The organism is Clostridioides sp. ES-S-0049-02 (assembly GCF_020658465.1).
Taxonomy (GTDB): domain Bacteria; phylum Bacillota; class Clostridia; order Peptostreptococcales; family Peptostreptococcaceae; genus Clostridioides.
In genome coordinates, this window is the sequence record NZ_JACVWG010000003.1 from 331,922 (window position 1) to 352,591 (window position 20,670).

Genomic DNA, 20,670 nt, shown 5'->3' on the forward strand with positions numbered 1-20,670 from the left:
ATGGTATAATCTTATACAAGTAAAAATTTAGCTAGGAGGATAAAAAATGTCTGATGATAGAATAATTGACTTTAACGAATTAAAAAACAAAGTTAAAGATTCTGATGTAGATAAATTTGAGCAATACATATATAACTTATATTTTTCTGTTATGGATGGAAAGATGTCGATGGCTGAATTTTCAAGAAAAATATTTGATTATATGAAAGATAATGACATATCTCAAGAAAAGTTTATGAAAATACAAAAACAGTTCATGGAAAGATATGGTATGGACACTGAAGAAGTAGAAAAACAACTTAGAAACTTTGGAATCGACCCTTCTACAGCAGGTTTTATGAGTAATAATACTTCCAGCAAAGTATCTACAGAAGATTTAGAATCGTTTAAAAAGAGTGCAGGATTTTATGAGAAATATGGTGAAAAAATTCAACCTAAGAGTTGTATAACAACATTCATAAAAAATGATTTAAATGATATTAATGTAATAATAGATCAAGAAAAAATAATGCTTTGTAGTGACAAAAAAATAAATCTTATGGACTCAGAATTAAATGAGTTTTTATTAGAATATAAGAATATGTTTAATAAAAAGATAAAAGTAGTTATGTGTGAAACTACAAATAAATACGATTATTAAAAAGTAAATTTAACTATTGAAGCGGTATAGTTGATTAGTATTATGTAAAAAATAGAAGTCGCAATTTAATTTATCCTACAGAAGATGTATAGAAGAATATTTAAATTGCGATTTCTATATTTATATACTTTAGTTATGTTAAATTAATTGTATTAAGTAATGTTTGTATAGAACAATCTTATTATCAAAGTTGTATCCCTATATAAATCTATAAAGTATTTATTATAAGCTAATTTCCTTTAATACCTTAATTCCATTTTGAAGCATACTATTAAAAAATACTAGGTTTAAAATCTCTGCAGGATGAACATTAGGAATGTCATAAGTGTCTACTAAATTCATAGGAACAACTATATTTTTTTCGATATTATATTGATTAAAATAAGATTTTAGAGTTATTGCAAATTGATATATACATATATCTGTGCAATCACCAACTATAATTATATTGTCTATCCCATCAAAGTCTAAATTTTCTAGTGCGAAAAATCCATTAGTAGAGTTTTTAGGGAAAACTTGTAGATTTTCTATAGATTTAATTTCGTCAACCAATTCACTTTCCACATCACTTTCTAAACAGTGAACAGGATAACTTAAAAGTTCTATAGATTTAGGTGTATGACAATCAGTAAATGCAATTACTTTATTTAGTTTATTTGATATTTTTTTTGCGAAAATTTCAATTGGTTTTATCAAAGATTCTACTCTGGGAGAGTATAAGGCACCTTGTTTTGCAAAACCATTATTGACATCAATTATAAATAAAACTGTTTTACTCAAATCGTAATTTTCTATTTTTTCTATTGGTAAATTATCCAAATTACTTTTTAAAGCTTCAAGTTCATTTAATAAGTTATCCATAAGTATACCTCCAAGCTAAATTTAATAAAATTGTACATATTAATCATATAAAAGTCAAGGAGTATAAACTACTATATAACTAGCTATATTGCTTTGATTGTAAAAGGTTTAAAGCTATATCTGGATAGTTAGTAAAAATACCATCTACATTAAGAGATAGGCAATGTAGCATATCTTCTTCTTCATTTACAGTATACACATTGACACCTAGTAAATTTTTGTGACAAAGTTCAACTAGAGATTCATTTACTAAAATTAAAGGAGGGTGAAGATAGCTATTTCCTAGAAATTTAGCAAATTCAACTACATTATTTATAGGTAAGTAGCATAATAAAGCTGTTTTTATACTGGGTTCTAACTTATGAAAATTTTTTAAGCTATTGCTATTAAAACTAGATATAAGAACTCTGTTTTTCATATTATACTTTAAAATAAGTTTCAAAACATCTTTTTCTATATTAGTGTAATTTACTTTGTCAGTTTTTAGTTCTATATTTAAGATAAGGTCTGTAGGCGAAATTAAGATTAAGACTTCTTCTAAAGTTGGAATTTTACATTCTTTATTGTTTTGGTAACCCTCAAAGGATGAGTTCAATGTTTTTAGTTTTCTTAAAGTAAGGTCTTTTACAAAACCATGTCCATTAAAAGTTCTATCAACCGTTTCATCATGAATAACTACAATTTTTCCATCTTTAGTCTTGTGAACATCAAGTTCTATTCCGTATATATCCATATCTAAGCATTTTTTAAAAGCGAGAATAGTGTTTTCTGGATATTTTCCACTAAAACCTCTGTGAGCATAAATGTTCATTTGTAAAGCTCCTTTCAATAAATATAACTTATTCTTATAAAATTTTAATTAATATAATATATCATATTCTAAACAATATAATTATACATTAATTAAATAACAATTTATATATTATATAAATGTAAGAAAATAAAATCATATCTGTGTTATAATATATTTTAAACATTATAAATATTACGAATTTAATAGTCATAATATATAAGTATAAGTTTATGCAAGCTCATGTGTTTAGAGCTTGCATATATATTATTAATATATTTCTGTATTTAAAAAAATGAAATTCCAAAAGAATTTTTTCTATAGATTTAGTAGTAAGGGGGAATTTTGATATGTATGAAGTTAATTTAGAACGAGCTATGAATTATTGGATGGATTTGTTAGATGATTATACCAATCTAGCAAAAATTCCAAATGATTTTTTTTATAAAGATTGTTCTGACGAAGTTGTAGATGAAATTTTTAAGATTGATATTGAAAAACATGAGAAACTAATTCAATATTCTAAAATGAATAATATAAGTATAAGTTCTATTATAGAAACTATCTATGGACTTATATTACAAAAGTATACATATGAAGATGATGTGGTTTTTGGAAAAACAATAAATATAATTCCTATAAGAGTTAAGGTTCGACAAAGCGAAAAGTTTATAGATGTTGTAAAAAATTTAAAAAGGCAATGGAGTAGGTCTTTAGAATATGGATACTATTTATTATCAGATATAGAGAATAAAAATCATCTGAATACTAAACTTATAAATACAATATTTGTAGCTAAAAGTTTTGATTTATCATATGACTATGACATAGAAAAAAAAGGATATGATTTATCTGTAATAGTTTATACTAAAAGGGCATTAAAAATAAAAATAAAATATAAGCCATCTATATACAAAAGAGAAACTATTAGAAGGATATTAAATCAATTTGATTATATAATAGAGCAGATAATAAGGAATAACAATATTTTAATAGAAGATTTAGAATTTGTATGTAAGAAAGAAGAAAAAATATTATTGAAAGATTTTAATGATAATCAATGTGAGATACCATATGACAGAATTTATATTAATTTATTTAGGGAACAAGTTGAGAGAACACCTAATAATGTAGCTGCTAGAGACGAAAATAGAAATTTGACATATAGAGAACTTGATGAGTTAACTGATAGACTTGCAGGTTATTTAAATTATATAGGGGTAAAAAGTGAAGATATAGTAGCTGTAATGTTGCCAAGAGACATTAATATAATTGTTACAGCCATAGGAATTATGAAATCAGGAGGAGCATTCTTCCCGATAGACACAAGTAATCCAGAAGAAAGATTAAATTACCTTCTTGAAGATAGTAATGCAAAAGTAGTAATAACTACAGACGAACTTAGATGTAAGGTTATAAATGAAAACACAATAGTAATTGATATAAATGATGAAGATATATTTAAAATTAGATATGACTTAACTGAAAAAATAACACCATCAAACTGTGCATATACAATATCTACATCAGGGTCAACTGGTAGACCAAAGACTATAGCTATAGAGCATAAGAGTTTAGTAAATATGTGTTATTATAGTATAGAAGCTATAAGTGCTACAGAAAATGATATATGTGGGATATATTTAAGTTTTAGTTTTGATGCTGTAATGAAACAACTATTTCCATATCTATTGATGGGTGCTTCAATAAACATTATGCCAGAAGAAGCAAAATTTGATGAATATACAGTAAATGAGTATTGTGAGGAAAATGATATAACCATATTAGCATTACCAACAGCGTTTGCAAGATTATTTATACAAAACTGTAACAACAGTTCACTTAGGGTTGTGCAGACAGGAGGAGAAAGATTAAAAGGATATAGAAAACGTAACTATGAGTTATATAATGAGTATGGACCAACAGAATTTACTGTTGTATCAACTTCTTTTCATGTGGATAAAGAGTATGGGAAAATACCAATAGGTAAGCCAATCTTTAATACTTATGCATATGTATTAGATAAAAAAAATAAACTATGCCCAATTGGAGTTCCAGGAGAACTCTGTCTATCAGGAATCCAAATATCAAGAGGCTATTTAAATAAAAAAGGTTTAACAGAGCAAGTATTTGTAGAAAATCCTTACAAAACTTGTGAACATAATAAATTAATGTATAGAACTGGTGATTTGGTAAGATGGCTAGATGATGGAAATTTGGATTATATTGGTAGGATGGATAATCAAGTAAAAATTGATGAATTTAGAATAGAGCTGTATGAGATTGAAAACATAATAAACAATATTACAGAAATTAAAAGTGTTGTTTGTATCTCAAGAACAAATGAGGATGGAGATATGTATATATGTGCATATTATGTGATTGATGATGAAGATAGTGAAAAAATAAATGACATAACAGTTAGAGAATATTTAAATGAGCATTTACCTCCATACATGATTCCAACAATAATAATGAGGATAGATAAAATACCAGTTACACCAATTGGAAAAGTAAATAAAAGGGCATTGCCAGAGTGATTTTGTATTATGACAGGTGTTATAAAGGAACTATAGAAGTTTCTTTATGACACCTATTTTCAAGAATGAATCAATTGACATAAAAGAAAGAATTTTCTGTACATTTTTACTGTGGTGAAAATCTGTTTATAAGGATGATTATTGTATTTTTTATACTTTTCCGTGTTTTAAAGTGTTTTTATAACAAATTTAATTTTAATATAAAAAAATTTTTTATTTTTTATCTTAATCCTTTTTAGTATAATCGAAAAATAAAAAGAAAATTAGCATAAAAATATCTAAAAATAGAAATTAATAATATGGGATTAAATTTTAGTAGTTTTTACTCGCTATTTGTAAAATAATAAAAAGTTAAGTTTTATATGTATATATGTTATAATATATACAAACTGAAAAGGGGTGAAAATTTTATGAACAAAAAATTACCTAAGGGAGCTTATGGTGAGGTTAGTGGAAAAGATTACGTTCCATACATCACAGATAAGTCCAGAACCGGTGGAAATGTAGCTGTATTGATTATCGGTATCATTTTAGCTGCCATTTTTGCCGCATCTACAACTTATTCTGGAATGAAAGCTGGTCTTACAGTTGCAGCAGGTATTCCAGGAGCTATAATAGGTTCTGCTTTTGTTGGAGCATTTGCTCGCCAAAAGGGTATTCTTGGTAAGAACTTAATCCAAGGTATGTCAAGTGGTGGGGAATCTGTTGCAAGTGGATTCATTTTCGTATTACCAGCAGTTATCTTAATTGGAAGCCAAATCACATTTTTAGAAGGCTTAGCTGTTGGAGTTGGTGGTGTTTTATTTGGTATAGGAGTTGCAGCAATAGTTCACAATTATTTAATAATTGAAGAACATGGTAAACTTATGTACCCAGAATCAATGGCTATATCTGAAACACTTGTTGCTTCAGAGGCTGGTGGAGACTCAATTAAATACATGGGAATTGGATTTGTAATAAGTGGATTTATCACTGTATTAACTGGTTCATTCTTAAATGTAGCAAACAATGTAATGAGTCTTGTAGGAAGTAAATTCTACAAATGGAAATTTGATATTGAAGTAAACCCTCTACTTTTAGGAATTGGGTTTATAGTAGGGCTTGAAGTTTCTTTAACAATGTTTGCAGGAAGTATCTTATCAAACTTTGGTATTGCACCTTTAATAGGTTACTTTACTGATATGGCTAAAGATGGAGCTATGGTATGGAATAATCCTGCAATGCCTCTTAACCAAATGGATGTTGGAGCTATATCTAGTAGTTATGTAAAATATATAGGTGCTGGTATGATGCTTTGTGGAGGTATTATTGGTGCAATAAAACTTATCCCAACTATAATCGCTTCTATAAAAGAAACACTTAAAGCTAAATCAAGTACTGGAGATGCAGAAGAAGGTTCATCTATACAAATGATACTTTTATTAGGTGGAGTAGTAGTTGGGTTCTTAGCAGCGTTCTTGATTTCTGGTAATATTGCTATGGCAATTATTGGAGCTATCATATCTCTTTTATTATCTTTATTATTCGTCATAGTAGCTGGACGTTTAACAGGAACAATAGGAACATCAAATCTTCCAGTTTCTGGTATGACTATAGCTTCTTTAGTTATTGTAACATTAGTATTTGTTATAATGGGATGGACTGATTTAGAAGCTAATAAATCATTACTTTTATTTGGGTCATTTATAGTTGTTGCTATTGCTATAGCTGGAGGATATACTCAATCTCAAAAAGTAACTTACATCATTGGTGGTAGCAAAAATGAAATGCAACGTTACTTCACAGTTGCAAGTATAGTTGGTGTTATAGTTGTTGTAGGAGTAATCTTATTACTTTCTGACCAACTTAAAGCTACTGGTGATAATGTACAATTTGCATTACCACAAGCAAACTTAATGTCAACATTAACTTCTGGTATTATGTCAGGTAGTTTACCTTGGGTTATGATTATTGTTGGAGTATTTATGGCAATTGTGTTATATGCATTAAACTTACCAATAATGACTATAGCTATAGGATTCTATTTACCAATAGCAACAACTTCTATAATATTAGTTGGAGCATTAATTCGTTTATTTGTTGAACTAGTATCTAAATCTGAAAAAGAAAAAGAAGCTAAAGTTTCTAATGGTATAAGTTTATCTTCTGGTCTTGTTGCAGGTGGATCTATCATTGGTTTAATAGGTATAATATTACAAGTAACTGGAGTTATAACTCCAAAAGTACCAAGTGGTTTTGCTGCTACAAATTCAATGGCAATTGCTTTATTAATAGTTTTAGTTGTACTTACAACATTACCTATCATTTTATCTAAAGTAAAAAATAATGAGCAAGAGTAATGATGTTTTAGATATTGTATTTAAAATTACTGATGGACTTGAATATGAAGTAGATGAAAATGGTATTGTAACTATACTTGAAAAACAGGACCATAAGATTCAAAAGTTTTTTAGAAAGTTAAAAGCTAGAATACCTAAATATAAAAAAATAGAGCTAGATGAATATTCTAGTTTTGTATTTTTACAAATTGATGGTCAAAAGACTGTTAGGGAAATAGGTGAAAACTTAGAATCCAAATATGGAGAAGAATCTCATCCACTTTATGAAAGGTTATTGGTTTTTTTAAATCATATTGATGTCAATTGTCACTATGTTGAAAGAATGGATATAGACTTATAATAAAGAATTATTATAGGATATATCAGAATATAAAAATTAGAAGATAGTTAAAAAAGAGCTATATGTTTTTAAAGACATATAGCTCTTTTAAATATTTATAATTTATAAACTTAAAGTAAAGGTTATTAAACTTAGATGTTTTAATATTATTTATTATTAGCTATTTCGTCAGCTAAATTATTTAGATATTCCCATCTTTCATATTTGTACTCAAGTTCTTTTTCCAATTTTGATTTTTCATCTAAAATTTCTTGAAGTTTAGTAAAATCAGTTGCAAATTTTGAAGTACTTTCATCAAGTTTTGTAATTTTAGATTCAAGTTTTTCTATGTCAGAATCAATATTTTCAAACTCTCTTTGCTCATTGTATGAGAATTTAAGTTTTTTATCATTTTTAGGTTTTTCTTTTTTTGGAGCAGTTGAATCATCATTTTTAAGTGATTCTTTTTTAGATTCTTCAAATTCAATTCCTTGAATCTCTCTATAAATAAGATAGTCACTATAATTACCTGTATAAATATGAATTTTTCCATTTCCTTCATATGCAAATATTTTATTACAGATTCTATCTAGGAAATATCTATCATGTGATACTGTAATTACTACACCTTTAAATTCATCAAGATATTCTTCTAATATTTTTAGTGTTTCTATATCTAAGTCGTTTGTAGGTTCATCCAAAAGAAGTACATTAGGAGCTGTCATAAGAATTCTAAGAAGGTGTAGTCTTCTTCTCTCACCACCAGATAGTTTGCCTATCAAAGTATACTGCATGGTACCATTAAAAAGGAATCTTTCACACATTTGAGAAGCTGTAATCCTAGTACCATCAGAAGTTTCTATATAATCACTAGCTTCTTTTACATAGTCTATAGCCCTTATGTCAATGTTCATATGAGAATCATCTTGAGAAAAGCAACCTATTTTTACAGTTTCTCCAATTGAGATATATCCACTATCAGGGGCTAATTTCCCATTTATTATGTTTATTAGAGTTGATTTACCCATACCATTTTTACCTATTATGCCAATTCTATCTGTACGTGCTAAAGTATATTCTAAATTATCTATAACTGTAACTTCTTCAAAAGATTTAGATATATTGTGTATTTCTATTATTTTATTTCCAAGCCTACTTGAGGCAACCGATATATCAATATTTTCATCAGGTTTGAAAGAGTCTCTATTTACAAGTTCATCAAATCTTTGTAGACGAGCTTTTTGTTTTGTGCTACGAGCTTGAGCTCCACGTCTAACCCATGCAAGTTCTGTTCTAATTAAATTTTGTCGTTTATCCTCAATACTTGATTCTAATGCAAGTCTTTCCATTTTCTTTTCTAAAAATATTGAATAATTACCATCATAGCTAAATAATCTACCTTTATCTAATTCAATTATTCTATTTGTAACACGGTCTAAAAAATATCTATCATGAGTTATCATAAGCAATGAACCTTTTCTTGAATTTAGGTATTCTTCAAGCCAATCGATGGTATCATTATCTAGATGGTTTGTTGGTTCATCTAGTATTAAAAGCTCACAAGGAGTAATAAGAGCTGAGGCTAGAGAAACTCTTTTTCTTTGACCACCAGAAAGTTCTATTATTTTTTGATTGAAATCATTTATACCAAGCTTTGTAAGTACAGATTTGGCTTCGCTTTCTAAATCCCAAAGGTTTAAAGCATCTATCTTCTCATGCATGGATAATAATTTTTTATTTAGTTCATCTGTAAAGTTAGAATTAAGTTTTTCTAAAGTTTCTTGGTATTTACCAAGGAGTTTTAATTCTTCTGAAGTTCCATTAAATACTTGTTCTAGAACAGTTGAATTTTCATCATAAGTTGGGTTTTGAGGAAGATATTCTACTCTAATACCATTAGCCTTTGTTATATTGCCAGTTTCACTTTCTTCAGTTCCTGCAATAATTTTAAGTAAAGTAGATTTACCAGTACCATTTACACCAATAAGTCCTATTTTTTCTCCATCATTGATACCAAGAGATATATTTTCAAGTAATTTTTTTTCAGAATAGCTTTTACTTATATTTTCCAATGTCATTAAATTCATATAATTCACCTTTATTTCTAATCTATTATTTTTCAAAATGTTGGTAGTCTGGGTTTTTCCAATATCCACCCCAACTCCAACCTCTGCTTACAAAAGCATTATAACAATCATCACCCTTTTTTATCATTCCAAATTTTAAAGCAGACCTATCTGCATAAACAGTGCTTACCTTAGGGCTAACATTGTCTCCAGAAACATGTGGGTTTTGTAATGGATTTATATCTATAGCACGTCCTTTACCATGATTTGAGACAGTATTTGTACCAGCTACAGTTCTATAACAAAATGCAGATGTATTATTATCAGACATAGATTTTTCATCTACAGCATCATAATCATCTATTAATTTAATTTTTTCAATTGGATATTTTTTTTCATATAACTCTTTAAAAATATCGACAACTTCTGAAGCTAGTTCACTATTTACTATCATCTCACCTTGATGAGTTTTTTCATCAAATCCGTAGTAGGTAAGTTGCAAGTAAGATAAACTATCAAATCCTATAGGTTCATCAGAAGGCATAGATTTACCAATCATTTTGTTTTTTATGTTATCTGGTATTGAAGAATATGAAAAAGTGGGCTTAATGTTGTTATCTTCCTGTTTTTTAGTAGAGTTTTGATTATTTTTAGAATCCTCTGTTGTATTGTTTTTATCTTGTATAGTTTCTTGACTTTTTATATTATCTTCTTTGTTGGATTTAGAGAAAAATATCTCATATATAGATAGTAAGGCAAGAAATAATACAGTTATTACAATTGTTAGCTTTAATTTATTAATCTTCTTTCGTTTTGACTTTTTACTCATATTATCCCCCATGTTAGATTCATATAAACTATATATATTATACCTCATAAAAATAAACTAGGCTAACAATATTTAGTTAACCTAGGACATTTCATCTATAGTTTCTCCTATTATTTTTATACCAGTTTCAATATCTTCAAAAGAGAGTCTCGAAAATCCAAGTCTTAAAGTGTCAGAACCAAAGCCATTTGTAAAAAATAAATCTCCAGGCATGAAGATAACATTTTTTTTGTAACATTTTTCTAATAGCTTTCTAGTATCTATATTCTTAAGCTTGATAAATATATGCAAACCACCATCACCTAAGATATATTCCGTTTGCATATATTTTTTTACACATTCATAGGCAAAGTTAAATTTATCCCCATAGAATTTACGTATTTTTTTTACGTATTTTTCAAATCCTCCATTACTTAAATAATCAAATAAAATACCTTGGTCTAAAAAAGATACATGTATATTTCTGCACCTTTTTACACTTTCTAACTTATCTATAACTTTTTTATCTGCAAAAATCCATCCAATTCTTATTCCAGGAAATAAAATTTTTGAAAAGCTACCAATATATACAACACCATTATTCATATTATCAAGAGAGCAGATGGGAAATATATGAGAACTATTGTAGAGTAATTCTTCATTAAATCCATCTTCTATAATTGCTATATTGTATTTTTTCATAAGATTATAGAATCTATATCTATTTTCAGGGGTCATTACAATCCCTGTTGGGTTGTGATAAGAAGGTGTAATATATGCAAATTTTATTTTATTTTTGTACTCAATTAAACGATTTTCGAGCATATTGAAATCTAAACCATTTTCAGATATATCCACACCTAAAATATTGAGATTGTGTGACTTCATAATTTTTATAGCTGTGTTGTGAGTAGGATTTTCACAAATTATATAGTCTCCTTCTTGAGTGAAAGAGGACATAATAATATCAAAGCCTTCTGTAAATCCATTTGTAATTAATATATCTTTGTTATTAATATCAACGCCCTTATTTGTCATATATTCAAGCAAATAGTCAATAAGAGGTTTATAACCTTGTGCATATCCATAGTTAAGTAGTTTGTGACCTTCTAATGAGATTCTATTTAAAAAAGATTTTTTTAATTCCTCCATATCAAATAAATCTCCATCAGGAGATATACTTTTAAATGATATTAGGTTAGAGCTCCAAGGTATTTCGCTTTTTATAATATCTAATTCATTAGCTTTTTTAGAGTATGTATTCTCTAAACAATCCCAATTTAAAGACCATGTAGTGTTTGAAGATTTATTTTTTGAATTAACAAATGTACCTTTTCCTGAAACAGAGTAGATTAAGCCCTCTGATTTTAGTTCTTCATAAGTTAAGACTATGGAATTTCTACTAACTTGTAAAAGCTGACTAAGCTCCCTTGTGGAAGGGAGCTTACTATTGTCTGGAATTAATCCTTTTGATATCATATCACTTATATAATTTTTAATTTGTATATAAATTGGTTCACTATCATTTAATCTTAGATTTGAAAATATCAAATTACCACCTCAAATTGTATTATCTAATTTAAAGAGTATTCTATAAGTTTATCTAATAATTGGCTATACTCAAGACCTTTAGCAGCGGCACTTCTAGGTATTAAACTAGTTTTAGTCATGCCAGGAAGAGTATTTAGCTCAAGAACATAAGGAATACCTTCACTTATAATCATATCAACTCTTACATATGCTTTGCAATTAAAAATTTTCCAACAAGTCTCAGAAATCTCATTTACTCTTTTTTGAAGTTCATCATCTAAATAAATAACTTCTTCTTTTGCTCCTTTTTCAAGTGAGTATTTAGCTTCATAATCAAAGAATCCTGAGTCTGATTTTATAGATATAGTAGGAAATACTTCGCCATTTAATATGAATGAAGTATATTCTCCACCTGGTATATATTTTTCAATCATTACAAACTCATCAACTTCTAAACCTTTACGAACTGCTTCTTCAACTTCATCTTTGGAATGGATGAAGAATGTAGCAACACTTGAACCTCCTGAATTTGGTTTTATAAATACTGGATAGCCTATTTTGTCTATCTCATCATAATTTATTTCATCAATTGATTTTACTAAAGCCCATGGAGCAGTAGGAAGGTCTGAATCTCTAAGCATTTTTTTAGTGATGTTTTTGTCCATACACATTCCACTACAAAGAGGTCCACATCCAGAATATGGTATATCCATAGTCTCAAGTACTGACTGAATGCATCCATCTTCACCAAATTTCCCATGTAGTGCTAGTACTGCAAAATCTGTATCTTCTGGTATTTTTGTAAATATATCTTTTTTATCATCTATTATCACCTTTACAACATCATATTTACTTTTATCAAGATTATTATATATTTCTTTTCCTGAATTTAAAGAAACTTCTCTCTCTGATGATATTCCACCCATTATAACTGCTATTTTCATATTATACACTCCTATTTTAAATTTTATTATTTTTAAATTAAATTTTTTAATTTACTTACTTAATTATATGAATTAATGGTTGATGATGAAAGTACCACTACATGTGAAGTTTATATTATGTGTGGTTTTAGAGTGATAATCTAACTTACAGATAGATTTGAATGATTTTTTAACTTTATTTATATCATTATTTTTGCTAAAATTAGTGGTATGAACTTAAGACTAGTCTTAGTGGCTATAAATCAAGGAGTGATAAAATTTGAAAGCAGAAATAATAAGTGTAGGAACAGAGATACTGTTGGGAGATATAGTAAATACAAACTCTCAATTTTTAGCTAAAGAACTTGCAGCATTGGGAATAGAAGTATACCATCAAAGTACAGTTGGAGATAATAAGCAAAGACTCTTAGAATGTTTTGATGAAAGCTTAAAAAGAAGTGATTTAGTAATTACTACAGGAGGTCTTGGACCAACTGGTGATGATATGACAAAAGAAACTGCAGCAGAGTATTTTGGACAGGAATTAGAATTACATAAACCATCATTAGAAGTCTTAGAATCATTCTTTGTTAAAACAGGAAAAAAAATAGCCGAAAATAATATGAAACAAGTATATTTTCCAAAGGATGCTATAGTATTAAAAAATAATAATGGAACAGCACCAGGAGCTATTTTAAAGAAAGATGATAAAAGTATAATAGTACTACCTGGACCTCCAAGAGAAATGAAGGCAATGTTTAATGAAAGTGTCAAACCTTACCTACAACAATTTACAAAGGAAATGCTAGTATCAAAAACTTTAAGATTGTATGGAATAGGGGAGTCAAACCTAGAATTGGAAATTTTAGATATAATTGATGAACAAACTAATCCAACAGTTGCTTTGTATGCAAAGGAATTAGAAGTTACAATAAGAATAACTGCAAAAGCTGAAAATGAAGAACAAGCTTTTGAATTTATAAGACCAGTAGAAGAAAAGATAAAGGACAGAGTAGGTAAATATGTATATACTGAAGGAGATATTTCAGTATCTGAAGGAGAGTCTGCATTAGAAGATGCTGTTTCTAAGCTTCTTGTAGAAAAAAACTTAACAATAGCAGTGGCTGAATCTTGTACTGGAGGTTTGGTATCTTCATCTCTTATAAACTACCCAGGAATATCTTCTGTATTTCTTGAAGGATGTGTAACATATTCTAATGAAGCCAAAATGAAAAGATTGGGAGTAAAAAAAGAAACTTTAGAAGACTTTGGAGCAGTAAGTGAACAAACAGCAATAGAAATGGCTGAGGGCGTTGCTAAAGGGCTTGGAGCTAATATAGGTATATCTACAACTGGAGTAGCTGGACCTGGTGGAGGAACTGAGGAAAAGCCTGTAGGGTTGGTTTATACTGCAATATATATAAATGGAAAAATAATAGTGAAAAAAAATATATTTAATGGAGATAGAAGAAAAATAAGATTGAGAGCTACTAGAGATTTACTTAATGAGTTGAGAATACAATTAGAAAAACTTTAAACTATTGTGATATTGATTATATTTAAAGTATTGGTATAATATAAAATCATTTTTGGAGGCTTTTAATTTATGATAAAACATATATTTTGTGATTTAGATGGAACTTTATATGAAAATGGAGCTATAACAAAAGAAGATATAGTAGCAATTGAGGAAATAGAAAAAAGAGGAGTACAGTTTAATGTTGCTACAGGTAGAGTTTTCAAACAGGCTCGTGATATTATCGAAGGGAGCTTAGATATGAATGGCTATTATATATGTGAAAATGGTGCATTTATACATGATAAAGATTATAATGTGATTTTTAAGCAAACTATAGATGATAAATTAGTAAAAAAAGTTATTGATAGATTTGAATCAACTGATGCACAATTGTATTTTAAATATAAAGGAGATGTAATTGTAGATAGTGACACAACAGCTTTTAGACATTATTCTAGCGATTTTATAGTGGACCCCGATTTTGAGAAAAGAGATAGTTTTGATAATCTTATAGGCAATATTGGTATATGCTCTGAAAATTTAGAAGAGTTGTCTAGAATAGAATTATATTTAAAAAGTGAGTTTAGTGAAGTGTTGGAAATATATTTTTCTAGTACTTATACTTTAAACATAGTTCCTAAAAGTGTATCGAAAAGAGGTAGCATAGAACATGTAATAAAAACTCTAAATGTAAGTCCAGATGAAGTTGCTACTATTGGAGATTCTCCAAATGATATTTGTATGTTAGAGGGATTTAAATATAGTTTTGTAATGTCAAAGGCAAGAGAAGAAGTAAAACAAAGTGCAAATTATGTAGTAGATAGTGTAAAAAGTGCTATAGATGCTATCATAAAAATAAACAGTTAGATATAAGATTGATGAGAAGTAATAAAAAATTAGTAAATTATTTTTGTTTGTTGATTTACTAATTAATCAATTTTATAAGGTATTACCTATTCAGTATAAAAAAATGACTGTTCAGTAGAATTATAAAACTAGATTTTATATTCTGTAGAGCAGTCATTTTGATTATATTAATTGTCAGTTTAAAATTCTTAAGTTAACCACAATTTGCTATATGGTATGATTTTATTGTATTAGCTAAAATAGAATCTAATATATAATTTATAACACTATTGCAAGTATACGCTGAAAATTTTAAATCATTCATATAGTCGCTTTTCTTTTTGTATTCATTGTAAAGTTTAACAAAAAATTTTTCAAATCCACTATTTATAGTATTACCTTTAATTTTAGATAAATCAACATCCTTTGCAAATGCTCCAAGTTCTCTTTCATAAGTAACATGTTTATTCAAACTATGCTTAAATTCCCAGCGTTCACTATGAGCTAAGCAGAAAAAATCGCATAAAAAGTGGCAGATAACACCAAGCTCTTGACTAAGTCTACTTACTGAAAAATATTTAGAAACACTGTCTATAGTAAGACTGCACAGATATTTTATTTTAGAAGCAATCATATTAAATGATTCATCCATATAATGTTTTTTTAATTTATATTTAGAAAAAGCATCTGGCTTTATATTACCATATATAAAATTTTTTTCGCTTATAAAGAATGTTTTATTTTCATCTATATTATTAAGTATCGATTTTGCCATAATAAAATGGGTATTCATTAACATATTTACACCTCGTATAGTTTATTAGACTTATTAAATATATTATTATGATATGATATTTATGATAAAAGTTTAATGGTAAATATATGAAATTAAGTCAATCACATTTATTTAAATAATTTCAACCATATTCATAATACCAGTAATTGGCGAAATTTACAATATGTAAATAATGTTAAGTTTTTATTTATCAAATTTAAAATTAAGTATTAGTATACTTTCTAATTAGCCTATTAGCCTTGGATTGAGAAATTTCAAGTTGTCTAGCTACTTTATAAGAACTACCAAATTTCTCATAAGCATCCAAAATTACATTTTTTTCATACTCCATAATCAAGGTGTCAAAGTTTTTGTTTTTATAATCAATATGTAGAGAATTATCTACATTGGTTGTGTATGTTGGAGGGTTATTTCCATAATTTACAATATTTACATTTTTAGTGAGTATACTTGGTAAATCGTCTGTTGTTATATGATTATCTCTACAAGTAAGTAAGATTTTTTGAATTATATTCTGTAACTCTCTTATATTACCTGGAAATCTGTAGTTTGCAATAATACTTATAGCTTCTTTTGAAATTGTCTTGTTTAGATTAAAGTCACTTGAATATCTATTAAAATAATATTTTATAATCTCTACTAAATTATCCTTTCTTTCTCTAAGTGGAGGGAGTTTTATTTCTATAACATTTAATCTATAATATAAATCTTCTCTAAATTTTTTTTCTTTTACTTTAGAAATTAAGTCAGCATTTGTAGCGGATATAATTCTTATGTCAACTTTTTTATTTTTTAAACTTCCGACTGGAGTAAAAGTCCTATCTTGTATCAATTGTAAAAATTTTGCTTGTAGATTTTGTGGTATATCACCTATTTCATCTAAAAAAAGAGTTCCTCCGTTAGCCAATTCTACAAGACCAACTTTACCTTTGGTACTTGCACCTGTAAAAGCACCTGAAGTATATCCAAAAAGTTCAGATTCAAGTAGTTGTGGAGATATGGTTGCACAGTTTATAGTTATAAATGGACCACTTGACCTGTTGCTATTGTGATGTATATATCTAGCAAGTGAACTCTTTCCTGTTCCAGATTCTCCTAATAATAGTACGCTTACATCAGTTTTAGAAACATGGTTGACTGTATTCATAATAGGTCTCATAACTATGCCATCCATAATTACTGTATCTTCAATCCTAAGAGCGGTTCTATATAGTGTTTCCACTTCAGATTTGTATTTTTTTACTTGTTTTTTTGTATCTTCAAGTTTATTTTTTATATTATTAAGTTCGGTTATATCTCTACAATTTTCAACAGTGAATTCTAGCTCACCATTTTCATCAAATACAGGACTTGCAGTTATAATAAGTTTTTTTCCTGTTTGAGTATCTTGTTCAAGTGAAAATTTAGACTTTGTTCTCAATACTACTGGTATGGGGCTTTTTGTTGAATATCCAGATTCTTCTAAGAAAGAAACATTTTTTCCTAAAATATCTTCTTTTTTTAGACCATAATTTTCTTCAAATGCCTTATTACAATATATTATTATACCTTTATCATCAGATGCACATATTTCGTCATGAGAAGCCTCTAATATTTTTTTATAAAACTCTAAATCTAAATCCATTTTCCCTATTGTCCCCCTAAATTTTTAATGATATATTAAAATATATTTAATTTATTAAATATAATTAAAAGTATAATCTTTATATAATACATAAACTTCAGTCTATTTTAACTTTGAATAAGTTATATATAACTTATTTTACAATTAAAGCGAGTCTAAATCAACTTAAAATATACTTGAAATAACTATAGAAAAGTTGAAAAACTAGTAATATTGTTGCAAATTCTAAGTTTTTAGTGTCGATATAAATAAAATAAAAGTGGCATGGTTTTTGCTTGATAAAAATGATGTGTATTGACTAAATAATAGTAGAGGGGTATTTAAGATGGGAGAAAAAAGTAAAGGGTATGTATTTATAGCAACAGCAGGAATCTTATGGGCTACACTTGGGTTGTTTGGAAAGTTTCTGATGGGAAGTGGATTGACATCAGAACAAGTAGCATTTACAAGATTATTTTTTGGATTTATAGTTTTAGGTGTTTATTCAGCTATAAGAACACCACATATTTTGAAAATAAACAAAAGAGGAATTATTTATTCAGTAATAATAGGAATTATATGTCAAGCTATGTTTAATTTATGTTACTTTAAAGCTATTGATACTGTAGGTGTATCTGTAGCAGCAGTTTTATTGTATACATCGCCATTGTTTTTAGCTGTATTTTCAAAATTTTTTTATAAAGAGAGTATTACTAGAAGTAAAATATTTTCGCTGATTTTTTGCTTTATTGGAGCTATTATGGCAGTAACTGGTGGAAGTTTAAATTTTCAAAACTTAAGTACTATGGGATTATTGCTTGGAATATTATCTGCAATAGCGTATGCACTTATGCCAACTATTAGTAAGAATGCCTTAAAAGAATTTTCAAGTTCAACAATATTAGTTTACAGCTTTTTATTTGGAGCGATATTTATGATTCCTTCTGCTAGACCATGGGAAATATTAACCTATGCTAAAGATTTAAATATTTTATCTTGTATGTTGATGTTAGGGGTTGTTCCAGCGGCACTTGCATATATTTTTTATGCAGCAGGTATATCTAAAGGTGTAGAGTTATCTGTTGCAGGTGTTGTAGCATCAGTAGAATTAGTTGGCTCTGTTATAATTGGATGCACTATGCTAGGAGAAAGTTTTTCTATAGGAAAGCTGTTTGGAGTGATGTTAATGTTGATATCAGCTGTAATAGCACTTAATCTTTCTTATGATGGAATAAAAATGTTCTATAAGTCTAATAAATTAAAACAAACTGAGAAAACAGAAAGTATTTAAGAGTATGTATTTTGTCCTTATATATTTATATAGGGGTATTTTTCATTGTAATTTTTAATATGAAATTTGCTTTGGAAACAATAAAATAACTATAGATAGATTTATGTTTATATAAAGCTATCTATAGCTATTATGTTATCTTTAATCATTTATTTAACCTTGAATAAATTTACACCCCTGATAGGAGTTTCGAGATTTTAATGTATCATCAATTTGATTTAAAATCTCCCATTTTTTTAAACTCCATAAAGGTCCAACCAGTTCATCTCTTTTACCATCGCCAGTAAGTCTATGAATTATCATAGTTTCAGGTAATATTTCTAGTTGGTCACAAACAAGATTAATGTATTCATCTTGGCTCATAAGAGTTAACATCCCATTTTGAAGCATTTTCTCCATAGGAGTATCTTTTATAACATGTAATAGATGTATTTTTATACCATCCACATTCATTTTGCCGACTGCCTTAGCAGTTTCCATCATCATATTATAATCTTCACCAGGTAGACCATTTATAATGTGTACAACTACTTTTATATTTTTAGCCTTTAATTTTTCAACACCTTCAACAAATGTTTTATAATCATGCCCTCTATTTATAATTTTAGATGTAGAATCATGAATTGTCTGAAGTCCAAGTTCAACCCATAGATTAGTTCTTTTATTAAGTTCAGATAGATAATCAACTACATCATCTGGTAAACAGTCAGGTCTTGTTGAGATTGAAAGACCTATAACATCATCAAGAGATAGTATAGTTTCATATTTATCTTTTAAAACCTCAAGAGGTGCATAAGTATTTGTATAAGCTTGAAAGTAGCCAATATATTTAGCATGAGGCCATTTTTTTAACATCATTTCTCTTATATTATAAAATTGATTAATAAGATTATCCTTAGGATTTCCAGCAAAGTCGCCTGAACCTTCTTTACTGCAATAAGTACAACCACCATAGCCAATACTTCCGTCAATATTTGGGCAAGTAAATCCTGCATTTATTGATACTTTAAAGACTTTTTCTCCAAATGTATTTCTAAGGTAGTAATTCCAAGTATGATATCTTTTATTATCAAAAGCATATTTAAATTTATCCAAAGTAATCACCTATTTCTAATAAAATTGTACATTAAATTTGTACAAAAAACATATTACCACAAATAGGTGACTTAAACAAATTCTATTTTAAGTAATGAAGAATAAAGCAACAAAATAATTAATACTTTCTAGATTTGTTTCCAGAAAAAAATAGAGCAAGTCCAAATAATATTATAAAAAATGACATTATTGAGACTATAAATCTAGATAAAAATAGTGGTGACAATATAAGGCATATACCAAATAAAGTTTTAACTATATTCCAAGTTGTAAACTTAGAATATGGATTATTTTTACTATTTACAAACACTACGAGTTGATTAAAAATTAAATAAAAGCCCAAAAGTAATGAGAAAATACTCTGTATTTTTTGAGGAAATATAAAAAGTAGTATACATGTAATTATTAGAATCCATTGAACATTGGTAGATGGTTTAATTTCTTCTTTAGTAGCATATCTTTTTAACTCATTAATGTTTTTAAGATTTAAATATGCAAAGAATAAAAGTGCAACTCCAAAAGTCCAAGAAATTAATTTTATACCTAGAGTTTTAAACGTAAGGCACAAGAATCCCAATATAACAAGTAACACTCCCATTATCATAAATTTAGTAGCATTTTCCTTTTTATTAAAGTTATCAAAATTGATATTAAAATTTGTATACATAAAATCACCTCCAAAATCAATAGAACAATTATAACAG

At 27.6% G+C, this 20,670-nt stretch carries 17 protein-coding genes; 7 read left to right on the plus strand and 10 right to left on the minus strand.

Annotation, left to right across the window (positions count from 1 at the left end; genetic code table 11):
* The first annotated feature begins 46 nt into the window (after nt 1-46).
* Nucleotides 47-640, plus strand: coding sequence for a DUF3867 domain-containing protein (locus tag IC213_RS10335; protein WP_227434304.1), 594 nt, complete (start codon nt 47-49; stop codon nt 638-640).
* Between the two features lie 222 nt (nt 641-862).
* Here the strand turns inward: IC213_RS10335 and IC213_RS10340 are convergent, their stop codons facing one another.
* Both IC213_RS10340 and IC213_RS10345 read right to left on the minus strand, forming a co-directional pair.
* The gene (locus IC213_RS10340) at nt 863-1,501 is read right to left on the minus strand and encodes an isochorismatase family cysteine hydrolase (RefSeq protein ID WP_227860836.1); all 639 of its coding nucleotides are present in this window, start codon (nt 1,499-1,501) and stop codon (nt 863-865) included.
* 79 nt (nt 1,502-1,580) lie between these two features.
* Nucleotides 1,581-2,312 (minus strand): glycerophosphodiester phosphodiesterase, encoded by a 732-nt coding sequence (locus IC213_RS10345; RefSeq protein ID WP_227434306.1) that lies wholly within the window; start codon nt 2,310-2,312, stop codon nt 1,581-1,583.
* 329 nt (nt 2,313-2,641) lie between these two features.
* On the opposite strand from IC213_RS10345, the gene IC213_RS10350 reads away from it, so the two are divergent.
* The 3 genes from IC213_RS10350 to IC213_RS10360 all read left to right on the plus strand — a co-directional run bounded on the left by IC213_RS10350 (nt 2,642) and on the right by IC213_RS10360 (nt 7,510).
* Nucleotides 2,642-4,831: an amino acid adenylation domain-containing protein gene (locus tag IC213_RS10350; RefSeq protein ID WP_227863057.1), complete on the plus strand. Its 2,190-nt coding sequence runs from the start codon at nt 2,642-2,644 to the stop codon at nt 4,829-4,831.
* 410 nt (nt 4,832-5,241) lie between these two features.
* Nucleotides 5,242-7,170 (plus strand): OPT family oligopeptide transporter, encoded by a 1,929-nt coding sequence (locus IC213_RS10355; protein ID WP_227434308.1) that lies wholly within the window; start codon nt 5,242-5,244, stop codon nt 7,168-7,170.
* Nucleotides 7,157-7,510, plus strand: a complete 354-nt coding sequence (locus IC213_RS10360; protein WP_227434309.1) for a PqqD family protein — start codon at nt 7,157-7,159, stop codon at nt 7,508-7,510. The genes IC213_RS10355 and IC213_RS10360 overlap by 14 nt, the downstream gene beginning before the upstream one ends.
* A 146-nt stretch (nt 7,511-7,656) precedes the next feature.
* Here IC213_RS10360 and IC213_RS10365 read toward each other — a convergent pair whose 3' ends face one another.
* From IC213_RS10365 to IC213_RS10380, 4 genes are all read right to left on the minus strand, one after another.
* Complete coding sequence (locus IC213_RS10365; RefSeq protein WP_227863058.1) at nt 7,657-9,576, minus strand: ABC-F family ATP-binding cassette domain-containing protein; 1,920 nt, start codon at nt 9,574-9,576, stop codon at nt 7,657-7,659.
* 25 nt (nt 9,577-9,601) lie between these two features.
* Complete coding sequence (locus IC213_RS10370) at nt 9,602-10,384, minus strand: M15 family metallopeptidase (RefSeq protein WP_227434311.1); 783 nt, start codon at nt 10,382-10,384, stop codon at nt 9,602-9,604.
* 81 nt (nt 10,385-10,465) lie between these two features.
* Nucleotides 10,466-11,914 (minus strand): PLP-dependent aminotransferase family protein, encoded by a 1,449-nt coding sequence (locus IC213_RS10375; RefSeq protein WP_227434312.1) that lies wholly within the window; start codon nt 11,912-11,914, stop codon nt 10,466-10,468.
* Between the two features lie 23 nt (nt 11,915-11,937).
* Nucleotides 11,938-12,837 carry a D-alanine--D-alanine ligase gene (locus IC213_RS10380; RefSeq protein WP_227482284.1) on the minus strand — a complete coding sequence of 300 codons (900 nt, stop codon included), beginning with the start codon at nt 12,835-12,837 and terminating at the stop codon, nt 11,938-11,940.
* Nucleotides 12,838-13,096: 259 nt separating this feature from the next.
* Between IC213_RS10380 and IC213_RS10385 the strand changes: the two genes are divergently transcribed.
* Together IC213_RS10385 and IC213_RS10390 are read left to right on the plus strand one after the other, a co-directional pair.
* A complete protein-coding gene (locus tag IC213_RS10385) occupies nt 13,097-14,353 on the plus strand; it encodes a competence/damage-inducible protein A (RefSeq protein ID WP_227863059.1) in 1,257 nt (418 codons plus the stop codon).
* Nucleotides 14,354-14,422: 69 nt separating this feature from the next.
* Nucleotides 14,423-15,202, plus strand: a complete 780-nt coding sequence (locus IC213_RS10390) for an HAD family hydrolase (protein WP_227434315.1) — start codon at nt 14,423-14,425, stop codon at nt 15,200-15,202.
* A gap of 193 nt (nt 15,203-15,395) precedes the next feature.
* On the opposite strand, the gene IC213_RS10395 is transcribed toward IC213_RS10390, so the two are convergent.
* Both IC213_RS10395 and IC213_RS10400 read right to left on the minus strand, forming a co-directional pair.
* Nucleotides 15,396-15,980 (minus strand): zinc dependent phospholipase C family protein, encoded by a 585-nt coding sequence (locus tag IC213_RS10395; RefSeq protein WP_227482286.1) that lies wholly within the window; start codon nt 15,978-15,980, stop codon nt 15,396-15,398.
* Nucleotides 15,981-16,179: 199 nt separating this feature from the next.
* A complete protein-coding gene (locus tag IC213_RS10400; protein WP_227434317.1) occupies nt 16,180-17,601 on the minus strand; it encodes a sigma-54 interaction domain-containing protein in 1,422 nt (473 codons plus the stop codon).
* Nucleotides 17,602-17,926: 325 nt separating this feature from the next.
* Between IC213_RS10400 and IC213_RS10405 the strand changes: the two genes are divergently transcribed.
* Nucleotides 17,927-18,871, plus strand: a complete 945-nt coding sequence (locus IC213_RS10405) for a DMT family transporter (RefSeq protein ID WP_227434318.1) — start codon at nt 17,927-17,929, stop codon at nt 18,869-18,871.
* Between the two features lie 153 nt (nt 18,872-19,024).
* Here IC213_RS10405 and IC213_RS10410 read toward each other — a convergent pair whose 3' ends face one another.
* Together IC213_RS10410 and IC213_RS10415 are read right to left on the minus strand one after the other, a co-directional pair.
* On the minus strand, nt 19,025-19,966 hold the full coding sequence (locus IC213_RS10410; protein ID WP_227482288.1) for a TIGR01212 family radical SAM protein: 942 nt from the start codon (nt 19,964-19,966) through the stop codon (nt 19,025-19,027).
* 118 nt (nt 19,967-20,084) lie between these two features.
* Nucleotides 20,085-20,633 carry a DUF308 domain-containing protein gene (locus tag IC213_RS10415; RefSeq protein WP_227434320.1) on the minus strand — a complete coding sequence of 183 codons (549 nt, stop codon included), beginning with the start codon at nt 20,631-20,633 and terminating at the stop codon, nt 20,085-20,087.
* Nucleotides 20,634-20,670: the final 37 nt, after the last annotated feature.